Below are 16,031 nucleotides of genomic sequence, written 5' to 3'. Positions count from 1 at the left end.
CGGCCGGGATACGGCCGGTGAACGACGGAGAGGTGTCGGGCGATGAATGGCGCTGTGCAGCGGCGGAGGCCGCCGACCGCTCAGCAGTTCGTGCTGGTGGAACTGCGGAGCGCCATCACCAGCGGGGAGCTGAAGCCGGGCGCCCCGATCCGGCAGGACGCGCTGGCCGCGCGGCTGGACGTCAGCCGGGTCCCGCTCCGCGAGGCGCTGAAGACGCTGGAGGGCGAGGGGCTGGTCGAGCACAAGGTGCACCGGGGCTACTTCGTCACCGAGCTGTCCCTCACCGACCTGCGTGAGATCTACCGCATCCGGGAGCTGCTGGAGGAGGAGGCCGTCCGCCAGGCGGCCGCCCGGACCCAGGCGGGCCTCCTCGACGCGCTGGAGGAGGCCCAGGCCGAGGTCGAGCGGGCCGACGCGGCCGGTGACGTCACGGCCATGACGGCCGCCAACCGCCGCTTCCACTTCGCCCTCTTCGAGGCCTCGGGCATGCCCCGGCTCATCCGGCTTATCGGCACCCTGTGGGACTCCACCGACGCCTACCGGTCCCTCTACTACGCGGAGACCCCCAACCGGGAACGCGTCGTCCACGAGCACCGTGCCGTCATCGCCGCCCTGCGCGAGGGCGACGCCGAGAGTGCGATCCGCCGGCTGGACCAGCACCGCGCGCACGCCGTCACCAGCCTGCAGGACGTACTCGACCGAGGGTGATCCGAGACCTGGTCTCCTCGCGCACCGGCACGGAGACGAGGAGGGCTACGCCGATGGCGTGCTAGCGTTGCGCGTTTGCAGCGTCGCTGTGTCGGTGCCCCGTTCGGTGCCTCTGGCCGGTGGCCGCTTCCCCGCCGCGCCCTCCTCGGTACGGTCCCCTCGCAGGAAGGCTCTTGGTGAGCGAATCAGTACGCGTCGATGCCCGGCAGCAGGACGATGTGCCCGAGGCGCCGGGCAGCACCTCGACGCCGTCCACGGCGGTGTCCTTCGCCCAGCTGGGGCTGCGGGCGGAGATTCTGCGGGTGCTCGACGAGCAGGGCGTGACCGTGCCCTTCCCCATCCAGGCGGCGACACTGCCGGACGCGCTCGCGGGACGGGACGTCCTGGGACGGGGCCGCACCGGATCCGGCAAGACGCTCGCCTTCGGCCTGGGCATGCTCGCCCGGACGGCCGGGCGGCGTGCGCAGCCCAAGGAGCCGCTGGCGCTCGTTCTGGTGCCCACCCGGGAACTGGCGCAGCAGGTCGGTGCGGCGCTCACCCCGCATGCCGAGGCGTTGGGGCTGAGGCTCGCGACCGTGGTGGGCGGTGTGTCCATCGGACGGCAGGCCGCCGTGCTGCGGGACGGTGCCGAGATCGTCGTCGCCACGCCCGGTCGGCTGCACGACCTCATCGGGCGCAAGGCCTGCCGGCTGGGACGGGTGCGCATCACGGTCCTGGACGAGGCCGACCAGATGTGTGACATGGGGTTCCTGCCGCAGGTCACCGAGATCCTCGACCAGGTGCGTCCCGACGGGCAGCGGATGCTGTTCTCCGCCACCCTCGATCGCGACGTCGGCCAACTGGTACGGCGCTATCTGCGTGAGCCCGCCGTTCACTCCGTGGACCCCTCGTCCAGCGCGGTCTTGGCGATCGAGCACCACGTCTTCGTCGTGCACGGTCCGGACCGATACGCGGTGACCACGGAGATCGGCGCCCGGGACGGCCGCGTCCTGCTGTTCCTGGACACCAAGCACGGCGTCGACCAGCTCACACGGCATCTGCGGGCGAGTGGCGTGGCCGCCGCGGCCCTGCACAGCGGGAAGTCCCAGCCGCAGCGCACCCGGACGCTGGCCCAGTTCAAGAACGGGCAGGTCACCGCGCTGGTCGCGACGAACGTTGCCGCTCGCGGCCTGCACGTCGACGACCTCGACCTCGTGGTCAACGTCGACCCGGCCACCGACCCGAAGGACTATCTGCACCGCGCGGGCCGCACGGCCCGGGCCGGCCGCTCCGGCACCGTCGTGACCCTCGTCCTGTCCGGACAGCGCCGCGAGACGAGCCAGGTCATGGCGGACGCCGGCGTCGTCCCCAAGGTCAGCAGCGTGCGGTCCGGCGAGGCGGAGCTGAGCCGGATCACCGGCGCCAAGGCCCCCTCCGGAGTGCCTCTCGACGGCGGGCCAGCGGCATCGCGCCCCAAGAACCACAACGCCCCGTTCCGTGGCCTGGGCAGCACGAAGGACGCGAAGAGCGCCTCCGGCGGCAGGTCGTCCCGCAAGAGCAACGAGGCCCGCAAACTCGCGGAGGCCCGCAAGGCGGCCCGGGTGCGGCGCGGCGGCTGAGGCCGGCGTCCTCTGACTGGCCGCGCAGTGCTACGCAGAGGTGGGCACGTGCGGGGAGCGGAGTACGAGCAGGGTGATCTCGCTGGGGGCGAAGACGCGGAACGGCGGGCCCCAGAAGCCGGTGCCGCGGCTGGTGTAGAGAAGCGTGCGGGTGCCGTGGTGGCTGAGGCCCGCGAGGGCGGGCTGGTCCAGGCGGACCAGGTGGTGGAAGGGCCAGATCTGGCCGCCGTGAGTGTGGCCGGAGAGCTGGAGGTCGATGCCGCCGGCCGCGGCCCGGTCGACGAACTTGGGCTGGTGGGCCAGGAGCAGGACGGGCAGCTCGGGGTCGGCGCCGTCCAGGGCTCCGGCGAGGTGGGCGCGGTGGCCTTCCAGGCCCGAGGACTCGGCGGTGACGTCGTCCACGCCGGCGACCACGAGAGTGTCGCCGCCGCGTTCGAGCAGCAGATGGCTGTTGCGCAACGGCTCCCAGCCCAGCTCGTCCATCAGGTCGACCCAGCCCTGGGCCTCGCTGTAGTACTCGTGGTTGCCGGTGACGTAGACACGGGCCCGGGTGGCCCGCACGGTGGCGAGGGGGAGGGCCTGGGCGCGGCGGCGTTCGGCGGTGCCGTCCGCGATGTCGCCGGTGTGGCAGACCAGGTCGGCTTCGAGGGTGTTCACCTTCTCGCACACCCGTGCCGACCAGCGGGCGCGATCGAGCGGGCCGTAGTGGGTGTCGGTGATGAGGGCGACGCGGGTGCCGTCGAGCCCTGCACCGAGCCGCGGGAGCCGCACGTCGAGCCGGCGCACGCGTGGCACGCGGCGGGCCTCGGCGTACCCCCAGGCGAGCAGTACGGCGCTCACGCCGAGAACGGCCCAGGTCACGATGCGGGCCCGGTCCTGGCTCTGGCCCACGCCCGCCACGGTCAGGGCGAGCCGCAGGAAGACGCCGAGCAGAACGGACCAGGTGAACAGGACCCAGCTGCTGCCGAGCAGGGTGGCACCAATGATCGCCGCCCCGTCCTGCTGGCGCCGGCCGTGGCCGCGCACCATCGCGAACGGCATACCGATGAGGCCGAGGAGGAACACGGCGGTGCCGGCCAGCGTGACGGGCAGCGGCCAGTGCTGGCCGCCGTAGAGGAGCACGCCGCAGGGCACGGCCCAGAGCAGGAAGGGGGCGATGCGGGGGATGTAGCGCATCAGGCGGTGCAGTCGGCTCCGCCGCGGCGCTCGCGCCTCACCCTCGGCGGTCCGGGTGTCGCTGGTGTCGGTCACGCTTCGCCTCCCTGACCAGGCTGCCGTCTCGCGCACTGTATCCGGTCGCCTTCGGACCGGCCGGACCGGCGTTCCTGGGCGCCCCCTTGGGGAAGGGGTCTGCGCGGGCCGCGCACGGGGGCATGCCTTGTGGGGTGCCCGGAGCGCAACGAAGCGTCCGGGCACCCCGCTTGAGGCTCTAGAAGAAGCCCAGCTTCTTCGGCGAGTACGACACCAGGAGGTTCTTCGTCTGCTGGTAGTGCTCCAGCATCATCTTGTGGTTCTCGCGCCCGATCCCGGACTGCTTGTAGCCGCCGAAGGCCGCGTGGGCCGGATAGGCGTGGTAGCAGTTCGTCCAGACGCGGCCCGCCTGGATGGCCCGGCCCGCGCGGTAGGCGGTGTTGATGTCGCGGGTCCACACGCCGGCGCCGAGGCCGTACAGCGTGTCGTTCGCGATCTTGATGGCGTCGTCGAAGTCGTCGAAGGACGTCACGGAGACGACCGGGCCGAAGATCTCCTCCTGGAAGATGCGCATCCGGTTGTCGCCCTCGAATATGGTCGGCTGGACGTAGTAGCCGCCCTTCAACTCGCCGTCGTGCTCGATGCGTTCACCACCGGTGAGGACCTTGGCGCCCTCCTGTCGGCCGATGTCCAGGTAGGAGAGGATCTTCTCCAGCTGGTCGTTGGAGGCCTGGGCGCCGATCATCGTGTCGGTGTCGAGCGGGTGGCCCGGCTTGATCAGTTCGGTGCGGGCCACGGCGGCCTCGATGAACTCGGCGTAGTTGCCGCGCTGGACGAGCGCCCGGGACGGGCACGTGCACACCTCGCCCTGGTTGAGCGCGAACATGGTGAAGCCCTCGAGGGCCTTGTCGCGGAAGTCGTCGTTCTGCGCCCAGACGTCGTCGAAGAAGATGTTGGGCGACTTGCCGCCGAGCTCCAAGGTGACCGGCTTGATGTTCTCGGAGGCGTACTGCATGATCAGCCGCCCCGTCGTGGTCTCGCCCGTGAACGCCACCTTCGCCACCCGCGGGCTGGACGCGAGCGGCTTGCCCGCCTCCGCACCGAAGCCGTTGACGATGTTCACCACGCCCGGCGGCAGCAGGTCCGCGATCAGGCTCATCCAGTAGTGGATGGAGGCCGGGGTCTGCTCGGCGGGCTTGATGACGACCGCGTTGCCCGCGGCGAGCGCGGGAGCCAGCTTCCATGTTGCCATCAGGATGGGGAAGTTCCACGGGATGATCTGCGCGACCACGCCGAGCGGCTCGTGGAAGTGGTACGCCACCGTGTCGTCGTCGACCTCGCCGAGCGAGCCCTCCTGCGCGCGGATCGCGCCCGCGAAGTAGCGGAAGTGGTCGATGGCCAGCGGGATGTCGGCGGCCAGCGTCTCGCGCACCGGCTTCCCGTTCTCCCAGCTCTCGGCGACCGCCAGCTGTTCGAGGTTCGCCTCCATCCGGTCGGCGATCTTCAGCAGGATGTCGGAACGCTCGGTCACCGACGTGCGGCCCCAGCCGGGGGCGGCCGCGTGCGCCGCGTCGAGCGCCCGCTCCACGTCCTCCGCCGTGCCGCGCGCTATCTCCGTGAACGGCTGCCCGTTCACCGGCGACGGGTTCTCGAAGTACTGCCCGCGCAGCGGAGGCACGTACTCGCCGCCGATGAAGTGGTCGTAGCGCGCCTGGTAGGAGACGATCGCGCCGTCGGTGCCGGGCGCCGCGTAACGGGTCATGCTGCCTTGCCTCCTTCGCAGCGCTGCCCGCCGTTGGGCAGCGTCCCTCGGGAGGCTAGGGACGGCGACGTTGCAACCACGTTGCCGTGCCCTCAGGGACGCGTTCGTGCGGTGCTACGCCGATGCGGCACCCCGGCGGCCTGCCGCTCCCGGCCAGTCGACCGGCGCCGCCAACTCACCTTCCAGCGAGGCCAGTCGGGCCTGCACCGTAGCCGTAGGCCGGACGGCGGCGAGCGCCCGCCAGACGTCGAGGTCGTCCTCGCCCCACGGCGCGTGCGCCCAGTCGGCCAGCAGATCGGGATCGCGACGGGCGATCAGCGCCGTACGCAGGCCGTCGGCGAGGCGGCGCCTGAGCCGCACCACCGCCGGTGCCTGCGAACCGGGCAGCAACGGTCCCGCGTACGCTGTCGCCGCCGCCGTGACCGCCCCGGCCTCCAGCCGCCGCTCCACCACCGCGACATCGCTCTCGACGGGAACCGTCAGCCGGTAGGGCCGCGACTCAAGCACCCCCGGGCCCAGCACCCGGCGCAGCCGCGCCAGTTCGGCGCGCAGCGTCACCGGCGTCACCGACTCGTCCTCGTACAGCGCGCACAGCAGCTCGTCGCCGGTCAGCCCCTCCGGGTGCCGGGCCAGCAGCACCAGGATCTCGCTGTGCCGCCGGCTGAGTCTGACCTTGCGCCCGCCGCTGAGCAACTGCGCCTCGTCCCGGCCGAGCACGGTCAGTTCGGGCGTGTCGGGGGCGGGCCGCTCCGGGGTGAGCAGCGCCAGATGGGACTCGGCGGCCCGGGCGACCGCCTGCACGAAGCCCAGGCTGTGCGGATGCGCGAGACCGTCCCCGCCGGTGATGTCCACGGCGCCGAGCACCCGCCCGGTGCGCGGATCGTGCACCGGCGCCGCCGCACACGTCCACGGCTGGACGCGCCGGATGAAGTGCTCGGCGGCGAACACCTGCACGGGCCGGTCGACGGCGACCGCCGTCCCCGGCGCGTTGGTCCCCATCGCCGTCTCCGCCCACCGGGCACCCGGCACGAAGTTCATCCGCCCCGCCTGCCGCCGGGTCGTCGGGTGGCCCTCGACCCACAGCAGCCTGCCGTGCGCGTCGCACACCGCGAGCAGATGCTCCCCGTCCGCCGCGAACGTGCCCATCAGCTCCCGGAACAACGGCATCACCCGCGCCAGCGGATGCTCCGCCCGGTAACTGCCCAGGTCACCGTCGAGGAGCTCCACGGTCGCCGTGCCGTCGGGCCCCACGCCGGCCCGCGCGGAACGCCGCCACGACTCCGCCACCACCGACCGCACCGGCCGGGGCACCGTACCGGCCTCGGTGAACGTCTCGTGCGCGCGACGCAGTATCCGCGTGCGCTCGACGGGGTCGGTCCCCGGCTCCAGGGCCACCCACTGATCGGTCAACTCACCCTCCCCGGATGCGATACGGCCGGTGCGAAACGGCTGGGGACATCGTCACTCCGCGTACGCGCGCCGACAACCGTTTCGACCGCGATCAACCCGAAGGAAGGCCGTGCCGCCGACGTCAGGCGAAGTTGACGAGTCTTATGTATCGCGTCCAGTCCCAGTTCGGTCCGGGATCGGTGTGGTCCGTGCCGGGCACCTCGTAATGCCCGATGATGTGCGCCCGGTCCTTGGGCAGGCCGTACTTGGTGCACAGCGCCGCGGTGAGCCTGGCCGACTGCTCGTAGAGGGCGTCGGTGAAGTAGGCGGGCTGGTCCACCCACCCCTCGTGCTCGATGCCGATACTGCGGGTGTTGTAGTCCCAGTTGCCCGCGTGCCAGGCGATGTCGTGCTCCCGCACGCACTGCGCGATGTGCCCGTCGACGGAGCGCACCAGGTAGTGGATGGACACCTGCTTGGCCGGGTTCTGGAAGATGGACAGGGCGTCCGGATAGGTCTCCTGGGTGACGTGGATGACCACGTAGTCGATGGGATAGGACGTGGGGCGGTTCGAGACCGTGTAGTTGGACGTGCTCGCCGGCTGCCACTCGGCGCCCGGGTAGTCGACGGCCTGCGCCTGCGCGCCGGCCTGTGTGTCGGGGAGTAAGGCGTACGGGACGGCGGCGAGGGCTGCGCCCTTCAGGAACCGCCGTCTGCTGGTGGTCGGTCTTGCCCGTTCCATGAGGCCGTGCCTTTCGGTGGGGGATGTGAATCGCCTCGCGGGGCGACTCACACGGTGGGTGTGACTGCCCCGGCCGGACGCCTCACCCGGTAGGGGCGGTGAACCGGTGGGGCGACTCACCCGGTAGGTCGGTGCGGCTGACCCAGTGGGGTGCGGCCCAGCCGCCGGAGGTGCGCCTCAGCCCCGCAGAGCGGCCGCGATCTCCCGCAGTTGCGTGTGCATCCCGCGGTGAGTCTCGCGCGCGGGCAGCCACTCCTTGCGGATCTTCGCCACGCACGTGTAGTTGGTGTCGCAGACGTTGGCCAACGGTGACTCGACCGCCTGGGTCGCGAACTGGTACGCGTCCAGCTCGCTGAACCCGTAGTCACGCGCCAGCCACTGCACGAGGTCCAGCTGGGAGATCCGGAACGCGTCCTCCAGCGGGCGTGCCGAACCGGTCGAGATGAGGTGCGTGTCCGACTCGATGCGCGGCCACGGCGTGGCGACGCCCTTCAGCAGCTCCACGATCACCACGGTGTTCATCGCGCACTCGACGGCGACCCCGCAGGTCTCGCCCTCGCCCTGGCGGGCGTGCCCGTCGCCGAGGCTGAGCAGTGCGCCTTCCACGTTCACCCCGAGGTAGCAGGTGACGCCGGCCCGCATCTCGGGCGTGTCCATGTTGCCGCCGTGGGCGTCGGGCACCAGGGCGGAGCGGACTTCGAGATTGGCGGGGGCGACGCCTACGGTGCCGTGCATCGGGTCCATGGGCAGCTCGGCCTCGATGTCGCTGTCGTGCGCCTTGAACAGCGCCGTGCGCCGGGCCCGGTCGAGCTGCCAGATCCACACGGTCTCCGGCAGCGGCGGCTGCAGGGTGGCGGTGGTGTGGGTGGAGGTGAGCGCGCCGAACAGCGGGACCGTCGTCGATGCGGCCCAGTCGCGGGCCGGCTCGATCGACACGAAGTGCACGGCCACGGTGTCGCCCGGCTCTGCGCCCTCGATGTGGAAGGGCCCGGTCTGCGGGTTGAGGAAGGGGAACTCGCACACCTCGGACACCAGGTCCTTCTCGGAGCGCACCCGCCCCGCGAAGCAGTCCTCCGTGTACAGGTCGAGAACCGTGCCGGGCGCGATCCGCGCCACGGGTGGTGCGCCGCCGAACGTCCAGGCGTACTCGTCCGGTTGGGGCCGGACCGTCAGGATGCGGGGGTCGCTCATGCTTGCGCTGCTCCGTTCTGCGCAGGATCGGTGGGTGCGGGCTCTTCGAGGTGGACGCGGGCGGTGTCGGCTATGCGCTCGGGATGGCGCCGCATCAGCACGAGCAGCACCACGACTCCGGCCATCATCCACACTCCGACGATCGGTCCGGCGTACGACACCGGAGCGGTCAGCTCGGTGACGAAGTCGAAGACAGGGAGTCCCGCGGCGGTCAGCAGCGCGGGCACGAAGGCGACGATGCCGAGCACGGGCAGCAGCAGATGCCGTACCGGGTTGAACAACTCCCGTCTGTGGCGCAGGAAGTAGCCGGCGCAGGCGAGGTTCACGACGATGTAGACGCCGATCACCACCGTGACGATCACCGTGGCCAGGAGCAGGAAGGCGGTCACCGGGTCGTAGCCCAGTCCCAGGCCCAGGACGGCTCCGAGGGCCACCGCCGTCTGGGCGGCGATCCCGGTGACGGGGGAGCGGTACTTCGCGTGGAGCGTGGCGAAAGGGCGGGGAAGGACGCGGATGCGGGCCAGGGCGAAGGCCGTACGGGTGGAGACGTTGGAGCAGGCGTTGGCGTTGGCGATGGTCGAGTTCACCACGGCCAGGAAGACCAGCACCCAGAACAGGCCGAACGACGCTCGGGCCACGCCGTCCCAGGACGCGGCACCGGAGGCCCCGAACTTCGCGAACCGGTCCGGCCCGAAGTACACCGTCATCGCGTAGGTCGTGATCACGTAGAAGAGGCCGATGCCGAGGGCCGCGCCGAGCACCGCGCGATGCATCGTGCGGCGCGGCTCGCGGGTTTCCTCGGCGAGGGGTGCGGCCGCCTCGAAGCCGGCGAAGGCCAGCACCGTGTAGACGGATCCGGCGAAGACGCCGCTGATGCCCTCGTAGCCCTGGGGCGTGTGTGAAGTGCCGAACACGGTAAGGGTGTTGCCGCCGCCCGCCTTGGCGATGAGCCAGACGGCGAACACGAGGAAGACGAGTACCTCGAAGATGCCGAGGACGGTGCCGAAGCGCGCCGAGGCGCGCACTCCGAAGTACCCGGCGGTCGCGATGATCACGGCACCGGCGAGCGCCCAGGGCCACCACAGGTCCGCCGGATACGAGGACCACTCCTGGTGCAGTGTGCCCGCCGTGGTGAAGCCGAGCTGCAGGAGCAGCAGCGGCGGCACGAGCGCCTCCACGAACACATAGCCCCAGCCGACGAGGAAGCCGACGGTCGGGTGCAGCCCGCGTGCCGCATAGGTGGACACCGAGCCGGCGGCCGGGAGCTCACGCGCCAGCTCGGCCACGCAGGACGCGGTGAACAGGCACGCCACCAGCGCGATCAGCACGGCCAGGGGCAGGCTTCCGCCGGCGAAGGCCGCACCGGACGGGATGGACGCGGCGACCGCGGCGGCCGGCGCCATGGCCGTGATGCTCTGGAACAGAACCTCGCGCAACCCGATCGCGTCGCGCCTGAGACCTACCGCCGCTTCCCCCGCCATGTGAATCCCCCTCAATTCACGTCGACCTGCCCTGCGTCGCCCGTCTCGACGGGTGCGCCTCGCGTGATTCACGGTACGGCGCTTGCGAGTTGGGCAGAAGAGCCCGGCGTGCTTCGGTGGACGGAGGCGCCGATGTGGATAACCCCGTCACCTGTCCGGGTGACGGCGGCGCCGAGCACGTGCCGGTGCGGCCTACCGCACGCGCCGCAGACTCGCCGCGAGATGGTGCTGCAACTCCTGGCCGACCGCGGCGAGATCGAACACGAACGTGAGCGTGTCGCCGTCGGTCAGGGTGTAGCGGCGGCGCGTGGCATCGACCTGCTTGGCGGTGGGGGCGAGGGCCACCTCGTGGGTGGACAGGTCGATGGAGTCCTCGGCCGCCTGCCCGACCATGATCTCCGCGATGCCGGTGGGCTGGGTGATCAGCGCCTCCACCCGGCCCTCGGGCTGCAGCCGCCACCAGCCGCTCTCCCGGGCCGCCGGACGCAACGGCGCCCCGTCGGCGCCGAGCAGCCAGGCCCGGGCCTCGTAGTGGAGGAAGGGGCGCCCGTCATGGCTGAAGGTGACCTCCTGCCCGTATGTGAAGTCCGCGTCGAGGGTCGGGTACTCGCCCTGGCCCCGGCCCTGCCAGGTGCCCAGCAGACCGAGCACGGGCGTGAGCAGGTCATGGGGTGCGGGCGCCGTGTCCGGTCGGTGGCTGTCGGGGTAGGGGTGTGCGGCGGCGGAGTCGAACACGATGGTGCTCCTTGAGCGGCGGGAGGCTGGGCAAAGGCAAAGGCAAAGGCAAAGGCAAGGGCGAAGGCGAAGCAGGAGGTCGAGGCGGAGGCGGATGGTCGAAGGTGGACGGTGCCGGCCGACAGCCTAGGCGCGCCCAAGGTCAGGCGCGCGCGCCCACCGCCGCGGGATCGTCCAGCACCGCCCGCACCACCGAGTGCGCCGCACCCAGCAGCGGTCCTTCGGAGCCCAGCCGCGACACGGACACCGGACAGGCCGGACCCGCCGTGCGCCGGTCCAACTCGGCCTCCAGCGAGGGCAGTAGCCAGGGCGCGAGCCCGGCCAGTGCGCCGCCGAGCACGACGCTCTCGGGGTCCAGCAGGTTGACCGCTCCGGTCAGCGCGATGCCGAGGGCCGTGCCCGCGTCGCGCAGCGCGCCGCGTACGTCCTCGTCGCCGTCGGCGGCCCGGCCCGCGAGCAGTCCGACGCGGTCCTCGCCCGGTTCCAGCCCGGCGGCGCGCAGCACTGCCTCCTCGCCGGCGTACTGCTCCAGGCAGCCGCGTCCCCCGCACGGGCACGCGGGCCCCTCCGGCTGCACAGGCACATGCCCGAGCTCGCCCGCGAAGCCGCGCGTTCCGCGCAGCAGCCCGCCGGCCACGACGACCGCCGCGCCGATGCCGATCTCCGCCGACACGTGCAGGAAGTCCTGCGGGGTGCTCTCGCCGAGCCACAGTTCGGCGAGGGCGCCGAAGTTGGCCTCGTTGTCGACGGTGAGCGGTATGTCCCCGGGCAGCAGGGCGCCGATGTCGGTGTCGTGCCATTCGAGGTTCGGGGCGCGTACGACGGTGCGGGCGTCGCGCGCCACCAGGCCCGGCACCGCCACCGCGAGCCCCGCGGACCACAGCCCCTCGCCCTGTGCCTGGGCGACGACCTGGTGCACCAGGCCGGTGAGCTCTTCGAGGACCGGCTCGGGTGCGCGGCCGCGGTTCCCGCCGTGCCGCACGGCACGCGCGCGTACCTGTCCGCGCAGGTCGACCGCGCACACCGCGAGGTGGTCGACGCCGACCTCGGCGCCGATCCCGGCCGGGCCGTGCCCGCTGACGGCGAGCGCCGAGCCGGGACGGCCCACGCGGCCGGGCCGTTCCGGGCCCAGCTCGTCGAGCAGCCCGGACCGGATGAGTTCGTCGACGAGCGTGGACACCGCCGCCCTGGTCAGCCCGATGCGCGAGGCGACGGCGGCCCGGGAGAGCGGTCCCTCGGCGCTGACGGTGTGCATCACCCGGGCGAGATTGCGGCGGCGCATGCCCTGCTGGGTGTCGGGCAGGGCGCGTCCCGGGCCGGCCGGGTGGGCCTCGTGCAGCGGTGCGGTCATGCCCCCGTCCTCAACGGCTCTCCGTGCTCCGCTCCAGCAGCGGGGCCGCGTCGGAGAGTACCCCGGCGATCCTCGCCAGCGTCTCCTCGTCCCGCTCCACCGCCTCCAGCACCGGCCCGGCGGCGGTGTTCCAGCGCCGGGCGACCGAGGCCGGGTCCTCGCCCGTCAGCAGGCCCGCCGCCTGCGCTGCGGCGCCCAGCGCGACCAGTTCCTTGGCCTCCGGGACCTGGACCGGGCGGCCCGACAGCCGTCGCACGGTCTCCTGCCAGGCCGTGCCGCGGGCGCCGCCGCCGATCAGCAGCAGCGGGACCGAGAGGTCCGCGTCCTCGTCGAGGACCAGGTCGAGCGCGCCGAGCAGGGAGTGGACGGCGCCGTCGTAGGCGGCCTGCAGGAGCTGGCCGCCGGTGGTGTCGTGGCGCAGGCCGTGCAGCAGGCCGGAGGCGTTCGGCAGGTTGGGCGTGCGTTCCCCGTCCAGGTAGGGGAGCAAGGTCACGCCGGTGGTGCGCTCGACGGCCTCGCGGTCCAGGTTCAGCAGCGCCGCCACCCGGTCGACGGCGAGCGTGCAGTTCAGGGTGCAGGCCAGTGGCAGCCAGTCGCCGCGGGCGTCGGCGAAGCCCGCCACCGTGCCGCTCGGGTCGGCGGGGCGGCGCTTGGTGACGGCGTAGACCGTGCCGGACGTGCCGAGGCTGAGCACGGGGGTGCCGGGCCGCAGCCCGAGGCCCATCGCGGCGGCCGCGTTGTCGCCGGTCCCTGGGGCGACCAGGGTGCCCTTGGAGAAGGGCAGGTCGTGGCTGTCGCGGACGGTGCCGGCCACCTCGCCGGGGCGCACGACACGGGGGAGCAGCGCCGGGTCGAGCCCCACGTGGGCGAGGGTCTCGTGGTCGTAGGACTCCGTCCCCGAGGCCCACCAGCCGGTGCCCGAGGCGTCACCGCGGTCGGTCGTGCCCTGGCCGGTCAGCCGCTCGGTGAGGTAGTCGTGGGGCAGGCGCACGGCCTTGGCGGCGCGGGCGGCCTCCGGCTCGTTCTCGGCGAGCCAGGCCCACTTCGTGACCGTGAAGGACGGGCCGGGCACGCTTCCGGTGCGCTCCGCCCACGCCTTGGGGCCGCCCAGCTCCTCGACCAGGCGGCGGGCCTGCGGCGCCGAGCGCACGTCGTTCCACAGCAGCGCCGGGCGCACCGGCTCGCCCCGCTCGTCCAGCGTGACCAGGCCGTGCTGCTGGCCGCCGATGGACACCGCGGCCGCCTCGTGGGCCGCGTCGCCGCACTGGTGCAGGGCCTCGCACAGGGCGTCCCACCACTGGCGTGGGTCGCTCTCGCGGCCGGCTCCGGCGGAGACGGTGTGCGGTGCCTGGCCGCTCGCGACGACCTGCCCGGTGGCCGAGTCGACGACGAGCGCCTTGGTGGACTGGGTGGACGTGTCCACGCCGACGACGAGCGGACCCTCGGCAGCTGACATCGTGCTCTCCCTTGTTGCGCGGCTCTACGGGATGAAGACAGGGGTTCTGCGGGACGAAAACAGGGGCTCTGTGGTGACAAAGACATCTTGTCTCTTCCCAGAGCTGCGTCCGCATACTAATTTGTAAACCGCCATGACGAAATAGTCGGAGCAAGCAAACCGAAGCAGCAAGGAGCCGCGGCATGAACTACCAGCCCACCCCCGAAGACAGGTTCACCTTCGGCCTGTGGACCGTCGGCTGGCAGGGAAGGGACCCGTTCGGCGACGCCACGCGGCGTGCCCTCGACCCGGTCGAGACGGTGCAGCGCCTGAGCGAGCTCGGCGCGCACGGCGTGACCTTCCACGACGACGACCTGATCCCGTTCGGGTCCTCGGACACCGAGCGCGAGTCGCACATCAAGCGCTTCCGTCAGGCTCTCGACACGACCGGCATGACCGTGCCGATGGCCACCACCAACCTCTTCACGCACCCCGTCTTCAAGGACGGCGCGTTCACCGCGAACGACCGTGACGTGCGGCGGTACGCGCTGCGCAAGACGATCCGCAACATCGACCTCGCGGTCGAGCTGGGTGCCGAGACCTACGTCGCCTGGGGCGGGCGCGAGGGCGCCGAGTCCGGTGCCGCCAAGGACGTCCGCGCGGCCCTCGACCGCATGAAGGAGGCCTTCGACCTTCTCGGCGAGTACGTCGTCTCCCAGGGCTACGACCTGAAGTTCGCCATCGAGCCCAAGCCGAACGAGCCCCGCGGCGACATCCTGCTGCCCACCGTCGGCCACGCCCTCGCCTTCATCGAGCGCCTCGAGCGCCCGGAGATGTACGGCGTCAACCCCGAGGTCGGCCACGAGCAGATGGCCGGGCTGAACTTCCCGCACGGCATCGCGCAGGCACTGTGGGCGGGCAAGCTCTTCCACATCGACCTCAACGGCCAGTCCGGCATCAAGTACGACCAGGACCTGCGCTTCGGCGCCGGCGACCTGCGGGCCGCGTTCTGGCTGGTCGACCTCCTGGAGAGCGCCGGCTACGCCGGTCCGCGCCACTTCGACTTCAAGCCGCCGCGGACCGAGGACCTCGACGGCGTGTGGGCGTCGGCCGCGGGCTGCATGCGCAACTACCTGATCCTCAAGGAGCGCGCGGCCGCCTTCCGCGCGGACCCGGAGGTGCAGGAGGCCCTGCGCGCCTCGCGTCTGGACGAGCTCGTCCAGCCGACCGCCGCCGACGGCCTGCAGGCCCTGCTCGCCGACCGCGGCGCCTTCGAGGAGTTCGACGTCGAGGCGGCCGCCGCGCGCGGGATGGCCTTCGAGCACCTCGACCAGCTGGCCATGGACCACCTGCTGGGCGCTCGCGGCTGAGGGCACGCGCGTACGCGTGTGTGTACGCGTGAGTGCGTGCGCGGGCCTGGTGGCGGTACGCGCGCGTGCGTGAGCGATCTCCGTACGGAATGCTCCGGAATCATGCGGTCCATGGCATGGATCCGTATCAAGTTCCGTACGGGGGTCGCCTGCTGCCCGATGTGCGGCGACTCTGGACGGTATGGCCATGCCGCCCCCACCGCCTCCGCCGCCCGGGCCGCCGGGTGACTCGCCGCCTCCGGGCGGCGGCTTCGGACCGCCCTCCGACAACTACGGTTCCGGCTCCGGCTATGGAGCGGGCGGGGGCTACGGCCCGCCTCCGGGCGGAGGTGAGCCGCCCACCTTGGGAGGCTGGCAACCGCCGCCGGAACCTCCGAGGAGGCGAGGAAGCCGGCTTCATATCCTGCTGGTCCTGTTCGCGGGGTTCGCGGCCGTCGCCCTCGTGATGCTGTTGTCGAACTCCGGGAACGACGGCTCGTCCGACAAGAAGTCGCCCGCGGGGAACAGTACGAGCGCCAAACCCTCGCCCTCGCTGAGCATTCCGACCGAGCTGCCGAGCAAACTGCCCAGCAACCTCCCGTCGAAGCTGCCCAGCGAGGTCCCGAGCGATCTGGAATCGCTGATCCCGTCCCTGGGGGACGTTCAACTTCCCTGATCGCTCGACCCGTTGTGCCGTTGTGCCGTTGTGTCTTTCGGCTGGGTGCGGGGTCGTCAGATGCCGTGTGGCAGCCGCAAGTAGGTCAGCGTCGTCTCGATGCCGCTGTCGACCAGCCGGCCCTGTGCGTCGAAGGCGCCTGCGCCGTCCGTCATGCCGAAGTCGTTGTCGTTCATGAGAGCGAGCGTGTCGTGATCCACGCGCGCGATGCCCTCGACCTTCCCCGGCACTCCCGCGACCTTGCCCAGGTCGACGACCAGCCGCTTGCGCAGGACCGGTACCCCGGCGGCCGCGGGATCGTCGAGCTGCTCCAGCGATGGGGACGTCGTGTCGCTGTCGTACGCGCCACCGAGGATGTTCGACTTCCGGTCCAGCCGCACCAGCTGCAGCCGGGCGGCCTTGTCGGTGCGCTCCTCCACGAGC

The 16,031-nt window shown here is 72.0% G+C and carries 12 protein-coding genes and 1 pseudogene; 3 read left to right on the top strand and 10 right to left on the bottom strand.

Features of this window, described 5'->3' with window-relative positions; translation table 11 throughout:
- Positions 1-42 precede the first annotated feature (42 nt).
- Together ACFU97_RS41015 and ACFU97_RS41010 are read left to right on the top strand one after the other, a co-directional pair.
- Positions 43-708, top strand: a complete 666-nt coding sequence (locus tag ACFU97_RS41015) for a GntR family transcriptional regulator (RefSeq protein ID WP_384266998.1) — start codon at positions 43-45, stop codon at positions 706-708.
- Between the two features lie 176 nt (positions 709-884).
- A complete protein-coding gene (locus ACFU97_RS41010) occupies positions 885-2,306 on the top strand; it encodes a DEAD/DEAH box helicase (RefSeq protein ID WP_384266996.1) in 1,422 nt (473 codons plus the stop codon).
- A gap of 30 nt (positions 2,307-2,336) precedes the next feature.
- Here ACFU97_RS41010 and ACFU97_RS41005 read toward each other — a convergent pair whose 3' ends face one another.
- The 9 genes from ACFU97_RS41005 to xylB form a co-directional block, all read right to left on the bottom strand.
- Positions 2,337-3,557 carry a metallophosphoesterase gene (locus tag ACFU97_RS41005; RefSeq protein ID WP_384266993.1) on the bottom strand — a complete coding sequence of 407 codons (1,221 nt, stop codon included), beginning with the start codon at positions 3,555-3,557 and terminating at the stop codon, positions 2,337-2,339.
- Between the two features lie 178 nt (positions 3,558-3,735).
- The gene (locus ACFU97_RS41000; RefSeq protein ID WP_384266991.1) at positions 3,736-5,259 is read right to left on the bottom strand and encodes an aldehyde dehydrogenase family protein; all 1,524 of its coding nucleotides are present in this window, start codon (positions 5,257-5,259) and stop codon (positions 3,736-3,738) included.
- Positions 5,260-5,373: 114 nt separating this feature from the next.
- Complete coding sequence (locus tag ACFU97_RS40995) at positions 5,374-6,669, bottom strand: GAF domain-containing protein (RefSeq protein ID WP_384266989.1); 1,296 nt, start codon at positions 6,667-6,669, stop codon at positions 5,374-5,376.
- 121 nt (positions 6,670-6,790) lie between these two features.
- Positions 6,791-7,390: an N-acetylmuramoyl-L-alanine amidase gene (locus ACFU97_RS40990; RefSeq protein ID WP_384266987.1), complete on the bottom strand. Its 600-nt coding sequence runs from the start codon at positions 7,388-7,390 to the stop codon at positions 6,791-6,793.
- Positions 7,391-7,567: 177 nt separating this feature from the next.
- Entirely contained in the window at positions 7,568-8,581 is a 1,014-nt protein-coding gene (locus tag ACFU97_RS40985) for an acetamidase/formamidase family protein (protein ID WP_384266985.1), read from the bottom strand.
- Positions 8,578-10,062 (bottom strand): APC family permease, encoded by a 1,485-nt coding sequence (locus ACFU97_RS40980; RefSeq protein WP_384266982.1) that lies wholly within the window; start codon positions 10,060-10,062, stop codon positions 8,578-8,580. Before ACFU97_RS40980 ends, ACFU97_RS40985 begins: the two co-directional genes overlap by 4 nt.
- 192 nt (positions 10,063-10,254) lie before the next feature.
- Positions 10,255-10,797 (bottom strand): FABP family protein, encoded by a 543-nt coding sequence (locus ACFU97_RS40975; RefSeq protein WP_384266980.1) that lies wholly within the window; start codon positions 10,795-10,797, stop codon positions 10,255-10,257.
- 142 nt (positions 10,798-10,939) lie between these two features.
- The gene (locus ACFU97_RS40970) at positions 10,940-12,148 is read right to left on the bottom strand and encodes an ROK family protein (RefSeq protein ID WP_384266978.1); all 1,209 of its coding nucleotides are present in this window, start codon (positions 12,146-12,148) and stop codon (positions 10,940-10,942) included.
- A gap of 10 nt (positions 12,149-12,158) precedes the next feature.
- Positions 12,159-13,604, bottom strand: a complete 1,446-nt coding sequence (gene xylB / locus ACFU97_RS40965; RefSeq protein WP_384266976.1) for a xylulokinase — start codon at positions 13,602-13,604, stop codon at positions 12,159-12,161.
- Between the two features lie 182 nt (positions 13,605-13,786).
- Here xylB and xylA point away from each other — a divergent pair, with 182 nt between their 5' ends.
- The gene (gene xylA, locus ACFU97_RS40960; RefSeq protein WP_384266973.1) at positions 13,787-14,953 is read left to right on the top strand and encodes a xylose isomerase; all 1,167 of its coding nucleotides are present in this window, start codon (positions 13,787-13,789) and stop codon (positions 14,951-14,953) included.
- A 711-nt stretch (positions 14,954-15,664) separates the two neighbouring features.
- On the opposite strand, the pseudogene ACFU97_RS40955 reads toward xylA, so the two are convergent.
- Positions 15,665-16,031: pseudogene (locus tag ACFU97_RS40955) on the bottom strand (esterase-like activity of phytase family protein); the annotation flags it as partial.

This window comes from Streptomyces sp. NPDC057616 (assembly GCF_042800575.1).
Classification (GTDB): Bacteria; Actinomycetota; Actinomycetes; order Streptomycetales; family Streptomycetaceae; genus Streptomyces.
This window is presented reverse-complemented; position numbering and strand designations above follow the sequence as displayed.

Coding starts and splice junctions, on each gene's coding strand:
- xylA (WP_384266973.1), top strand. CDS start 13,787: ATGAACTACCAGCCCACCCCCGAAGACAGGTTCACCTTCGGCCTGTGG.
- ACFU97_RS40970 (WP_384266978.1), bottom strand. CDS start 12,148: ATGACCGCACCGCTGCACGAGGCCCACCCGGCCGGCCCGGGACGCGCC.
- xylB (WP_384266976.1), bottom strand. CDS start 13,604: ATGTCAGCTGCCGAGGGTCCGCTCGTCGTCGGCGTGGACACGTCCACC.
- ACFU97_RS41000 (WP_384266991.1), bottom strand. CDS start 5,259: ATGACCCGTTACGCGGCGCCCGGCACCGACGGCGCGATCGTCTCCTAC.
- ACFU97_RS41015 (WP_384266998.1), top strand. CDS start 43: ATGAATGGCGCTGTGCAGCGGCGGAGGCCGCCGACCGCTCAGCAGTTC.
- ACFU97_RS40980 (WP_384266982.1), bottom strand. CDS start 10,062: ATGGCGGGGGAAGCGGCGGTAGGTCTCAGGCGCGACGCGATCGGGTTG.
- ACFU97_RS40990 (WP_384266987.1), bottom strand. CDS start 7,390: ATGGAACGGGCAAGACCGACCACCAGCAGACGGCGGTTCCTGAAGGGC.
- ACFU97_RS40985 (WP_384266985.1), bottom strand. CDS start 8,581: ATGAGCGACCCCCGCATCCTGACGGTCCGGCCCCAACCGGACGAGTAC.